Source organism: Acidocella sp. C78 (genome assembly GCF_907164655.1).
On sequence record NZ_CAJQZK010000060.1, the window covers coordinates 275,904 to 287,645 of the forward strand.

The following is an 11,742-nucleotide window of genomic DNA, read 5'->3' on the forward strand; positions in this document are numbered from 1 at the left end:
CGCATTGCGAGGGCGCATCCGAACCAGATCAGGCCAGCCACCCCCAGATGCCGACTGCCGCCAGCAGGCCGGGCAGCAGGCTCGACGAACGATTGCTGCCCCAGCCGACGCCCAGCCCGTAGGTTTTTATCATCTCCTGCACGCTGTCGTAGTCGGCTTCCGATCTGGCCCGGTAGGATGCGGATTGCGTCTTGTCCAGCACCGAATTCAGGATGATCGTCGCTTCCCGCCCGGCCTCGGGCGTTGCGAGCGGGAGCGCCACGGCTGAAATTCCGCCTGCCAGTCCAAGGCCTGCAAGGGTGAGTGCGACACGCCGCCGCATTTGCGGCGTTGCCCGTATCGCAATGCGGGCCAGCAGCAGAGTGGCCATCGCCGCCATTGTGACATAGCCGGTGGTTGCCGTGCTGAGCAGCACAACGACAATGCCGCCCACAAACGTTGCGCGCGGCAGCCAACGGCGGTCGCCATTCAGTACTGACCATCCGGCCGCGCTCAGCGATGCGCACATATAGGCGGACAGCGACGATGGCTCGCTGAAAGGCCCATTGAGACGGGTCAGGGTGCCGATCGTCTGGTTGTCAAGTTGCGACCATCCGGGATTTGAGAGGAAAAAGCTTGCCGGAAAGGGGATATGCAGAATCGTGCTGGCGAACTGCCACAGAGCGATCAGGATCACCAGCAGGCCACTCGCGAAATAGGCATCGAGCAGCCGCGGTAATATCCTGCCGGGACGGGTCAGATAGGCGGCGGCTGTGACGGCGAGCAGCGCGTTGGCGATGAGATACATATCCTGGGTGAAGTTGCCTGCATTTGGCGCCAACGGCGATCGAACGAAAAACGCGCTGATTTTCTGCGGCCACACCATGACCTGCCCCATGAACAGACGCGGCATGATGACTGAACTCGCGACCGCGCCGATCGTGACGAGGATAAAAGGTAACAGAATTGTGAATGTTTGCCGCTCAGCAGGATAATGGACGTTATTAAAGAGATTAATTGCAAATAATGATACAAACATTGCTGTTGGCAGCAAGGCAGGTGTGACCCCCAGACCGCCGATGACAATGATCGCACTGGCAGAAAATACTGAAAAAACAATGACAAGAACAAGAATATTTGCTGGACGACGCCAGAACCACAGGCAGAACGGCAACAGCACGGCGCCGATCGCGGTGATCATCGATTCAATCTCTCCCAGAATTGGCGGGCGGCAGCCTGTGTCATCGTCCCTACTCAGACGCCGTCGCGATAATGCAAATCACGCGAATTTACAAGATATTTACATCATCAAATCTTAATGGACATATTTATGCGGATTTATCTTTAATTATCTAATTTTTGACGGTAAAACGTCAACATGTTACGAGCGGTTAAATTTTTTTCCATCCTTCCCGTTCGTTCGGGGTCAGACGGTTTTCAGAATTCTGGGGGCAAGGCGTGACGGCGCAAATTTCAGGGTTGCACCTTTCAGCATCATTGGGTCGTATAAAAAATAAGACGATCTTTCGCGGCAAGTCCATGCCAGGATCGAACCGGGCGACCTCGCTGCCAATGGTCATGGCCGTGCTGCTGGGCATGGGTGGACTTGCGGGCTGTGCCGCAAAGCCGCCGATGTCGCACATTGTGCCGGCCGGCGCCGTTGCCGCCACGATGCCCTCGCCGGTCGTGTCCATGAAGCGGCAAAGCCTGCCGCCGGATGCGAGGTTGCCGCTGACCCCATACCGGTTGGGGCCCAATGACGTCATCGCGGTTTCGGTCTATCTGCATCCCGAGCTGTCCACGCCCCAATATGGCGTGACATCGGGGCCCGCCGGGGCCCTGATCACCAGTGATGGCACCGTGGGGCTGCCGTTGATCGGCACCGTCAAGCTGGCCGGACTGACGGTCAGCCAGGCCCAGGCCAAGCTTCAGGCGGCGTATTCCGCCTATGTCAACAATGCGAATATCTCGGTGCAACTGGTGACGCCGCATAGTCTGCGGTATTATCTGCTCGGCGATTTTTCGAGCCCGGGCATAAAATATCCGGGGCGTGAGCTGACGCTTCTGGAGGCTCTGTCCCTGGGCGGCAGCCTCAATGTTGCCAATGCCGACCTCTATCAGGCCTATGTTGCGGTCGGGGCGCGAAAAGAACCGGTCGATCTTCGCGAACTCCTGCTCGACGGCAATCTGTCGCAGAACATCGTATTGCCGCCGGGCGCCACGATCGTGATTCCGCCGGCATCTGAAGAAAAAGCCTTCGTGTTCGGCGCCGTGGGCAAGCCGGGTGCCATTGGCTTTCAGGGCGGTTCGCTGTCTCTGCTGCAAGCCATGAGCGAGGCCGGGATGACCCTGTCCAACTACACCGATGCCCAGCTCTCGCAGATACGGATCATCCGTTCCCATGGCGCTTCGGCCGACTTCATCGTCGTGAACGCCCGAAAGATCATGGACGGACATGCAATGCCCTTTGCCTTGCAGCCGGGCGATATCGTTTTCGTGCCGCCGACAGGCATCGCGACATGGAACGATGTTCTGAACAAGTTGCTCCCATCGCTGAATACGATTTCCGGCGTGCTCAACCCGTTTGTCTCCATCAAATATCTCTCCAAGTGACAATGAAGCAAAAAGTGGCGACACAACTTCCGGCAATCGGTTTCCATGCGCCGCATGAGCCGCATGACATCGTCGATTTCGGACTGTTTCTGCGCACGCTGCGCCAGCAAGCCTGGACGATTCTGCTGTTCACCTGCATCGCGGCGGCGGCGGCCCTGCTGCATGTTCTGCTGGCGGTGCCGCAATTTACGGCATCCGGCGCGCTTTATCTCGGTGAAACACAGCAGGGCGCGGGCGGCGGCGGCGGGTCCAGCAATACGGTCAATCTTTCTGCCTATGCCCAGCAGAGCGACGTGGAAACACAGATCGAGCTGCTGACAACCGGCACCCTGATCCAGCGCGCCGTGCTGGAAACCGGTCTGAACGCGACGATCCATCCTGCTGGCGCTCCGACCCTCAGATATTGGCGGTGGAAATGGCTCGACGGGGGTTCGACCAAGGCTTTCCTGCCGGCAGCGGAGGCGTTGAGGGTGGTGGACGCGACGCTGGTCGGGAAATTTCGCCTCGTTACCGGTGCCGGAAATACCTACAAGCTGTACAAGGCCGGAGGCATTTTCGGTCGTGAGAAGCCTGTTCTCAGAGGCACGATCGGCACAGTGGCGCACACCGCGGCGGGCGCCCTGCTGGTGCGTTTCGTCCGCGCCGGAGAGGCTGACAGGTCCACCGCAACCCCGGCAGAGTCTGCGGCGCACAGCGCTGTACGCACAAATATCGCGCCTGGCCGGATTTTCGACCTGAGCGTCGTTGCGCCCGATGCGCTGGCCAATGGCCTTGCCGGTGGCCCGCTGCGCGTGACCGCCGGAGGGTCGCCAACAAGGCCGACCAAGTTGGCCAGGATCTCGTTGCGCTGGTCGAATCCCTTTCTCGCGCAGATTTTCGTCAACCACCTGATGCGCGATTACATCGCGACCCAGCTCCAATGGAAGGCGGAGGCCGCCGCGGTGACGGAATCTTTTGTCACCGGCCAGCTTGTGAATGTTGCGCGCAGGCTGGCGCGCGCCGACCAGCAATTATCCGCCTATCAGGCCAAGACCGGCATCATCGATCCACAGCAGGCCGCACAGGCTGCGGTTGAGCAGATGAGCCAGCTGGAGCAGCGCCGCGGTCAGCAGTTGCTGCAACTTCAGGCCCTGCGGCAGTTGCACCGCGCGATGATGGGCCGCAGGTCGCGCGTGAACCCTTATCTCATCAGCGAAACCAGCGACCCTGTGCTCACTTCGCTGACCACCTCGCTCTCCGAGGCCGAGGTGAAGTTGAGCCAGCTGCACGCCGAGTTCACCGATCGTGCCCAGAACGTGCAGATCCAGCAGGCGCAGGTCGATCAGCTTCGCGCCTCGATCCGCGAGCTCATCGACAACGACCTGCAATCCGCATCCCAGAGTCTGGCAAGTATCGACAGGCTGATCTCGAGCGACAAGTCGAAACTCAGGGACCAGCCTGCCGAGTCGCTCAAGGTCAGGGCGTTGACCCGGAAATCCAAGCAACTGGCTCAGCTTTATGAAGTGCTGACCCAGAAGGCCGAACAGGCGCAGATATCGAAGGCGGCGACCATCATCGACACGCGCGTCGTCACCTCGTCGCGTCTGCCGTTGCGGGCCACTTCTCCGCGCGCGGTCATCACGGTCATCGCCGGAGCGATGGTTGGTTTCTTTGCGGGCATGGCGCTGGTGTTCGGCCGGCGGGCCTTCTCCGGCCGATATGAGAGTGAAGAGCAGATCCGCCGCGCCGTGCGATTGCCGGTCTACGGTGCCGTGCCTCAGCAAGGGCAACGACTCATCGGCGCCAACACATTCGGCCCCGACAGTTTCAACCCGTTTTCCGAGGCATTCCAGCTTATAAAGCGTAATATTTACCGAAATACCGATGAAGCGCGCGCTTCGGCGATTTTGTTGATTTCCGCGAGCAAGCAGGACGGCAAGACAACGATCGCGGCCAACCTGTGCCGGACCTTGGCGGAAGACGGCAAACGAGTGGTGCTGCTCGATTGCGATTTTTATCTGAGCCGGCTCAACCTGCTGGTCGATTTCGAAGGCTTGCCCGGGCTGACCGACTGGCTGCGGACTGGCTCGCGGCCCAAGTTGCAGCGATGGCCGAACGGAAATTTCTGGGTTCTGCCCTCGGGCAGTGCTGCGGCTGAACGCGGCGCCCGCCTTGATGAGGTTGCTTTGCGCGGGATCGTCAGAACCCTGGGCGAGGAATTCGACTACATCATCCTCGACAGTCCCCCTCTGCCGATCGTCTCCGATGGCTTGGTGCTCGGCAGCGTTTCCGACCTGATCCTGTCTGTTGTGGGCGTGTCCAACACGATGCGTCGGGCGTTCGATCTGCACAACGAACTGATCGAGACATTGGACAAGCCGCACGGGCTCATCATCAACGGCACAGATGCCATGACGTATGGCGGCGAGGATGCCTATTTCCTCGGGGGAACGCGGCGCAAGCCGAAATTCACGGGCTGGTTCAGGATTTAAGGCGGGCTCTGGGAGGAGAGGGGGCCAGGAAATGGGAAATTACATCCATCGGATCGTCGATGCCGCGCTCGCCAGCGAGTTCCTGCCGGTATCGATACGGATGCCGCTGATGCGCAGGCTTGGCTACGATGTCGACCGGTCTTCCTGCATCTGGGCGCGGGCCAGCTTCCGCTCCCGGACTGTGAAGATCGGCTCTGAAGTCTTTATCAATGTGGGGTTTTTCTATGACGGCTTCATGCCGCTGGAAATCGGGCCCAATGTGCGGATCGGCCAGTTTGTCCGAATCATTACCGGTTCGCATGAGATCGGACCGCCAACGCAGCGCTGTGTCGTGGAAGCGGTGGGCGGTCCGGTGGTCATCGGTCGCGGCTGCTGGATCGGTAGCGGTGTCACGATTTTGCCCGGGGTAACGATTGCCGAGGGGTGCGTCATCGCGGCCGGGTCGCTGGTTACCAGGTCGACCGAGCCGAATGGCTTGTATGCCGGAATTCCAGCGCGCCTTGTGCGGGCGCTCGCCAGCGATGCCTCCGCCGGGACTGCGGACGATCCTCTGCTCACATGCTAGGTCACAAGACAGTGCTGAGCGGGTCGCTCATGGTGTTTGGCCGGTTGGTCAGCCGGGTGATCGACCTGTTCACCATGTTGATCCTGGCCCGCCTGCTTTCGCCGGCCGATTTCGGCCTGGTGGCGATTGCCATGACCTTGGTGACCATTCTGGAAGCCGCCCTGGAAATGCCGCTGAGCCAGGCGTTGGTCCAGTTGCCAGACATCATGCCGCATCATCTTCATACGGCATTCACCCTCAGCCTGATCCGCGGAGCGTCACTGTGTCTCCTGGTGAGCGGTATCGCGATCCCGTTCGCGCATTGGTACGGGCACCCTGAACTGATACCGCTGATCCAGGCCCTCAGCCTTGCCCCCGCTGCCCGTGGCATGCAGACACCGCAGCTTGCCGAATATGCCAAGGTGCTGAATTTCGTTTACGAGTTCTGGTTCGAACTGGCCGGGAAAGCCGCCGCCTTCGCAACCGCCGCGATCCTCGCCTTCACAACCCATTCGTTCTGGTCGATCGGCCTCTGCACGATTGCGGGACCAGTGGTGAATACCCTGCTCGGCTACGTCGTTCTCCCATACCGGCCGCGGCTTTCGCTGCGCGACTGGCGCTTGTTCAGCGGCTTTCTGGGCTGGGTCAGCGTTTCGCAGATACTGATGTCGATCAATATACAGTCAGAACAGCTTCTACTCGGCAAAATCATGCCGGCAGCGCGTCTTGGTCTGTTTAGCACGGCGAATAATCTCAGCATCATCCCGATGGCCGCTCTGTTTTCGCCGATCATCCGACCATTGCTGTCGGCTTTCACCGTTGTTCGCGACGATCTGGCGCGGTTGCGTGAGAGTTATCAGCTTGCGGCGAGTGCGGTGATTGCGGTCGGGCTGCCGCTTCTGGTTGGCCAGGCCGCGGTAGCCGGGCCATTGGTTCAGGTACTTCTGGGGCCGAAATGGGTTAGTGCCATTTTGATGACGCGCTGGCTCTCTATCAGCCTGATCCCCTATATGTTCGGCATGCTGCTCTCGCCTCTCGGCATGTCGCTCGGCCGCACGCGTGAAATCGCATCCCGGAACACCGTTCAGGTCCTTGTCAAACTGCCTCTTCTGGTTGGCGGTGCACTTTATTGGGGTTTCGCCGGGGTGATCGCCGCCCGGCTGATCTCGGAAACCGTCACGGCAATCTTCTGCATGGCCAGCATCCGCCAACTTGCCGGCATTTCCATCCGCAAACAGATCCTGGTCAGCCTGCGCAGCATTGCCGCCAGTCTGCTGATGCTGGCCGCGGTTCTGGCTCTTGATTCGCTGCTGCATCTGCCAGCCAACCTGACGGGACAACTCACCCGTCTTGCGTTGCTGGTCATGTGTGGAGTGGCGGTTTATGCGGGCAGCCTCATGGTTATCTGGCATCTTCTCGGACGCCCTTGTGGCATCGAGCAGTCGGCGCTGCGCCTCCTCAGTGATGTTGTTGGCCGGCGTCGCCGGAGCGTTTCAAATCAGCAGCCGGTGTGACTGATGGCGAGGCATTCCAATATCCGCGAAACCGCTGGTTGCCTGGCCTCTCCGGCACCGGGTCCGGATGTCTGCGGACATGATCCTCGTGGCCAGAGAGTGTGGTCATGACGGCAGATTGCTGTATTTCGTATACAACCGATCCTGGTTACCTGTTTCCAAGCTTCGTGAGCGCCATGCAGGCACGGCGGCATACGCCGGCAGATCTTGCGGATGTCGCCATTTTCAGTGTGAAAGGCGTCGCCGAGTGTGACCGGGTATTTCGCCGCGCTTGCGAATCTGAGGGAATTCTCTTCTTTTCCGTTCCGGAAACAGCGATCGAGCGTGTCGGTGCCATGCTGGCCCGCCTGTTTCTGGATCGTATCGCGCCGGCGCACTACGGACATCTGCTCTATATCGATGGCGACACGCAGATCATGGGGTCGTTGGAACCGCTCGTGCGCACCGAGGTTCCTTCAGGACAATTTTGCGCCGCCAATGATCCAATGACGTTTTCCCTCGATGGGGGAAGAGGCCACGATCGGAGCCTGGTAAGCTACTTCGCCTCCATCGGTTTGGAGAACAACCGGCAGCGCAACTATTTCAACAGCGGGGTGTTGCGGATCAACCGAGACGGGTGGGACCGGATCGGTTGGGAGTCATGGAAACTGTTTCAGAACCTGAAAGGCAAGACGAGATACCCGGACCAGGATGCCCTCAACCTTGTTGCCATGGATCGACGCATACCGATGTCGCTGAGCTGGAATTTCCCGATTTTCCTGCGCAATGCGAGGCTTGAGCAGGCGATCGATCCACGCGTTGTTCATTATATGGGCAGCCCGAAACCCTGGCATGGCGCGTTCCTGCCCTGGGGTGGGACGGAATACCTCCCTTATGTGGAGGCCGTTTCGCGGTATCCCGACCTGGAGCAGTTTCTGACTCGGATGCCCTTCTACAGGCGTTGCCGCTATATCCTGCAACAGCATTACAAGCGTATTCACGAGGTCTCAGCTTGGGGAAAAGGATCTCGCCATCACGAGATCCTGAATTATGAGAATCGCGTCGGGCGTGATGTGGTGTCAGCCGGCTGACACCACGGAACTGCCCGGACGTTCCATCGGGCGCGTAATCTTATCAGCAGACCAATAACGACAAGCTAGAGCATTTTCCGATCAGGCTGGATCATATCCAGCGGCGCTGAAGTGGTTTTTGGCTTCGGTGGGGGTGATGGTGTCGCCTCGCAGGTATCTGCCTCGTCCTCGCCGTCACCTCATGGATCAGTTGAGTCCAGAACCTAAGAGCCTGACCGCAAAAGATAGTTGAGCGATTTCAGCGGGTTGTGATTCAGTTCGTTTGCGAAGACGAACGGAGACACGATGGCCTGGACTGAAATCGCCCGGTAACGATATTGCCGCGCCGGATTGCGCTACGCAAGCGACCTCACCGACGCCGAATGGGCCTTGATCGAACCGTTCATGCCCTTGCCTGTTGATTTCCGCTGAGATCTGACCCGGGAATTCCATCGAGATTTGACCCGCCCATAGTTTATGATTTGAGTTTCATGATGGGGTCAAGGCTGGATTTTTCTCCTTTCGTTTTTGGGATTTCTGCACGGAGCTATTTTTGAACCTGAAGCTGTCATTTCCGGTCTCGAGGATATGGCAGTGGTGGGTGAGGCGATCGAGGTGCTGATTCCGGGCTCAATTCGCCCGGGATTCCGAGATTAACTCGCCCGGGATTCCGGGAATTATTCGCCCACCTATTCCGAGATTAATTCGCCCACCTGTTCCGACTTTTATTCGCCCAGGCGGGCGGGGTTGGCCGGGTTGGCTTGAGGTCTCTGCTGGCTGGTTCAGGTTCCCTCCCTTTGGCTGATCGAGGGAGCGGATGAATGCCAGTGGAGCGGATTGCGATGCGCGATGTGCGCGAGATTGTCAGATTGAGGATGGCGGGGCTTTCGACCCGCCAGGTGGGGATCCGGGTCGGGGTTGCGGCATCGACGGTGCGCTTGACGCTGCGGCGACTGGAGGCGGCCGGGCTCGATGGGCCAGGGGCTCTGGCGCTGTCCGAAGCGGCATTGGAAAGGCGCTTGTTCGACGGCGCGGTGGGCAAGCGGCCGGGGCATCGACGTGTGGATGAGCCGGACTGGGGGCGTATCCGCCGCGAGTTGCAGCGCAAGCACGTGACGCTGTCGATCCTGTGGGACGAGTATATTGCCGAGCACCCGGATGGGTATCGCTACAGCCGGTTCTGCGAGCTCTACCGGAGCTGGGAAGCCCGGCTACCGGTGACGATGCGCCAGACCCACGCATCGGGCGAGAAGCTGTTCGTCGATTATGCCGGCGACACGGTGCCGGTGGTGATCGACCGGCTCACCGGCGAGACGCGTGCGGCCCAGATCTTCGTCGCCGTTCTCGGCGCATCGAGCTTCACCTATGCTGAGGCGACCTGGACCCAGACCCTGCCGGACTGGATCGAGGCGCATAATCGCACTCTGGCAGCAATTGGCGGCGTGCCGGCGCTGCTGGTGCCCGACAACGCCAGGGTCGCGATCATCCGCGCCTGCCTCTACGATCCACAGGTCAACCGGACCTACACCGATATGGCGCGCCATTACGGCACGGCCATTCTCCCGGCGCGGCCGCGGCGGCCGCGTGACAAGGCGAAGGTCGAGGTGGCGGTTTTGCTGGCGGAGCGGTGGCTGCTGGGCAAGCTGCGCAACCGGGCATTTTACGGCCTCGCCGAACTGAATGCCGCGATCGCTGAATTCTGCCGCTGGCTGAACGAGGAGCGGGTCGTCCGTCGCCTGGGGGCGACAAGACGGCATCTGCTGGAAACACTCGATCGTCCCGCGCTGAAGGAACTGCCGGCCGAACCCTATGTGCTGGCGCAATGGCGGCGCCGGCGGGTCGGCATCGATTATCACGTCGAGATCGAGAAGCATTTTTACTCCGTCCCCTACCGGCACGCCCGCGCCGAGGTCGAGGCCCGGTTCACCGTGCGCACGGTCGAGATCTTTCTCCGTGGCGAACGGATCGCCGTGCACGCACGCAGGCCGGGTAACGGCAAACACACGACGATCGCCGAGCACATGCCCTCGAGCCACCGGCGTTATGGCGACTGGACCATCGCACGGATCCATCAGGAAGCCGCACGGCTTGGTCCCTCGGTCGCGACACTCTGCACCCTGATCCTCGAACGCCGGCCTCATCCGGAGCAGGGGTTCCGCGCCTGCATCGGCATCCTTCGCCTGGCCCGCAGTGTTGGCGCCGACCGGCTCGATGCCGCGGCCGAGCGCGCGCTCACCATCGGCACCCTGACCTACGGCTCGGTCAAATCCATCCTCGATAACCGGCTGGAGCGAGCCGCCGGCACCGCCAGTCCCGATCCCACCCCGATCCGCCACCCCAACATCCGGGGCGGCGGATATTTCCACTGATGACAAGGAGAAGCCTCATGCTGAACCATCCGACCCTCGATCAGATCCACCAGCTCGGTCTTGCAGGCATGGCCCGCGCGTTCACCGAGCTGCACGCCAATCCCGAAACCCCCAGCCTCAGTCACGCCGAATGGCTCGGTCTTCTGCTCGACCGCGAGATCACCGTCCGACGTGACAAGCGGTTGAGCACAAGGCTGCGCCATGCCAGGCTGCGCCATGACGCTGCAATCGAGGATGTCGATTACCGGAGTGCCCGCGGCCTCGATCGGGCTCTGTTCCAGAAGCTGATCCAGGGTGAGTGGATCGACGCGCACGACAATCTCGTCCTGAGCGGGCCGACAGGGGTCGGAAAATCGTGGCTGGCCTGTGCCCTCGGTCACAAGGCATGTCGCGATGACAGGACCGTGCTCTATCAGCGCGCCCCCAAACTCTTCGCAGAACTCGCGGTCGCCCGCGCCGAAGGGCGTCACGGCCGGATGATCCGCACCCTCGGTGCCGTCAATCTACTGATCCTCGACGACTTCGGCCTTGCTCCACTCGACGCCGGCGCCCGTCACGACCTGCTCGAGATCGTCGAGGATCGCTACGGCCGCCGCGCCACCATCATCACCAGCCAGATCCCCCCGGCGCATTGGCATGAGCTGATCGGCGATCCGACCTACGCCGACGCCATTCTCGACCGTCTGCTCCACAATGCCCACCGCATCGAACTCACCGGCGAAAGCCTGCGCAAGATCCGCAAGCAAACCCCAAAAACCGCTTGACCCAACGAGAACAGGAGAGCAACGAAATCAACAGCCACAGAGACCGCTACCCGGGCGAATAAATCTCGGAATCCCCGGGCGAATAAACGTCGGAATCGTGGGCGAATTAAAATCGGAATCCATGGGCGAATTCTCCGGAATCCGCATATGGCAGTGGTGGGTGAGGCGATCGAGGAGCGCGGTGGTCATCTTGGCGTCGCCGAAGACGGCGGACCATTCGCTGAAGCTCAGGTTGGTGGTGATGACGACGCTGGTGCGCTCGTAGAGCTTGCTGAGCAGATGGAACAGCAAAGCTCCGCCTGAGGCGCTGAAGGGCAGATAGCCAAGCTCATCGAGGATGACGAGGTCGGCATGGATCAGACGGCCGGCTGTTGATTTCCGCTGAGATCTGACCCGGGAAGGCCGGATTTTTCCACTGAGATTTGACCCATGTTTGACT

The 11,742-nt window shown here is 60.5% G+C and carries 8 protein-coding genes and 3 pseudogenes; 8 read left to right on the top strand and 3 right to left on the bottom strand.

Annotated elements, in window-relative coordinates:
- Positions 1-28: 28 nt before the first annotated feature.
- On the bottom strand, positions 29-1,180 hold the full coding sequence (locus ACIDOCELLA78_RS81880) for a hypothetical protein (RefSeq protein WP_201727582.1): 1,152 nt from the start codon (positions 1,178-1,180) through the stop codon (positions 29-31).
- 257 nt (positions 1,181-1,437) lie between these two features.
- Between ACIDOCELLA78_RS81880 and ACIDOCELLA78_RS81885 the strand changes: the two genes are divergently transcribed.
- The 6 genes and pseudogenes from ACIDOCELLA78_RS81885 to ACIDOCELLA78_RS81910 form a co-directional block, all read left to right on the top strand.
- Entirely contained in the window at positions 1,438-2,592 is a 1,155-nt protein-coding gene (locus tag ACIDOCELLA78_RS81885; protein ID WP_201727583.1) for a polysaccharide biosynthesis/export family protein, read from the top strand.
- 2 nt (positions 2,593-2,594) lie between these two features.
- A complete protein-coding gene (locus ACIDOCELLA78_RS81890) occupies positions 2,595-5,063 on the top strand; it encodes a polysaccharide biosynthesis tyrosine autokinase (RefSeq protein WP_214006263.1) in 2,469 nt (822 codons plus the stop codon).
- A gap of 31 nt (positions 5,064-5,094) precedes the next feature.
- On the top strand, positions 5,095-5,628 hold the full coding sequence (locus ACIDOCELLA78_RS81895; protein ID WP_201727585.1) for a DapH/DapD/GlmU-related protein: 534 nt from the start codon (positions 5,095-5,097) through the stop codon (positions 5,626-5,628).
- A 29-nt stretch (positions 5,629-5,657) separates the two neighbouring features.
- Positions 5,658-7,121, top strand: coding sequence for an oligosaccharide flippase family protein (locus tag ACIDOCELLA78_RS81900; RefSeq protein WP_201727586.1), 1,464 nt, complete (start codon positions 5,658-5,660; stop codon positions 7,119-7,121).
- Between the two features lie 107 nt (positions 7,122-7,228).
- Positions 7,229-8,191, top strand: a complete 963-nt coding sequence (locus ACIDOCELLA78_RS81905; protein ID WP_201727587.1) for a glycosyltransferase — start codon at positions 7,229-7,231, stop codon at positions 8,189-8,191.
- Positions 8,192-8,476: 285 nt separating this feature from the next.
- A pseudogene (locus ACIDOCELLA78_RS81910) lies at positions 8,477-8,587 on the top strand (transposase); the annotation flags it as partial.
- 72 nt (positions 8,588-8,659) lie between these two features.
- Here the strand turns inward: ACIDOCELLA78_RS81910 and ACIDOCELLA78_RS81915 are convergent.
- Positions 8,660-8,785, bottom strand: a pseudogene (locus ACIDOCELLA78_RS81915) (ATP-binding protein); the annotation flags it as partial.
- 227 nt (positions 8,786-9,012) lie between these two features.
- On the opposite strand from ACIDOCELLA78_RS81915, the gene istA reads away from it, so the two are divergent.
- Together istA and istB are read left to right on the top strand one after the other, a co-directional pair.
- Complete coding sequence (gene istA, locus ACIDOCELLA78_RS81920; RefSeq protein ID WP_201727680.1) at positions 9,013-10,539, top strand: IS21 family transposase; 1,527 nt, start codon at positions 9,013-9,015, stop codon at positions 10,537-10,539.
- A 17-nt stretch (positions 10,540-10,556) separates the two neighbouring features.
- Positions 10,557-11,303 (top strand): IS21-like element helper ATPase IstB, encoded by a 747-nt coding sequence (gene istB, locus ACIDOCELLA78_RS81925; RefSeq protein ID WP_201727488.1) that lies wholly within the window; start codon positions 10,557-10,559, stop codon positions 11,301-11,303.
- A 144-nt stretch (positions 11,304-11,447) separates the two neighbouring features.
- Here istB and ACIDOCELLA78_RS81930 read toward each other — a convergent pair.
- Positions 11,448-11,672: pseudogene (locus tag ACIDOCELLA78_RS81930) on the bottom strand (ATP-binding protein); the annotation flags it as partial.
- Positions 11,673-11,742 lie beyond the last annotated feature (70 nt).

Bases quoted from the DNA above. Each gene is read 5' to 3' on its own strand.
- ACIDOCELLA78_RS81880 (WP_201727582.1), bottom strand. From the start codon at position 1,180: ATGATCACCGCGATCGGCGCCGTGCTGTTGCCGTTCTGCCTGTGGTTC.
- ACIDOCELLA78_RS81890 (WP_214006263.1), top strand. From the start codon at position 2,595: ATGAAGCAAAAAGTGGCGACACAACTTCCGGCAATCGGTTTCCATGCG.
- ACIDOCELLA78_RS81895 (WP_201727585.1), top strand. From the start codon at position 5,095: ATGGGAAATTACATCCATCGGATCGTCGATGCCGCGCTCGCCAGCGAG.
- ACIDOCELLA78_RS81900 (WP_201727586.1), top strand. From the start codon at position 5,658: ATGGTGTTTGGCCGGTTGGTCAGCCGGGTGATCGACCTGTTCACCATG.
- ACIDOCELLA78_RS81905 (WP_201727587.1), top strand. From the start codon at position 7,229: ATGACGGCAGATTGCTGTATTTCGTATACAACCGATCCTGGTTACCTG.
- istA (WP_201727680.1), top strand. From the start codon at position 9,013: ATGCGCGATGTGCGCGAGATTGTCAGATTGAGGATGGCGGGGCTTTCG.
- istB (WP_201727488.1), top strand. From the start codon at position 10,557: ATGCTGAACCATCCGACCCTCGATCAGATCCACCAGCTCGGTCTTGCA.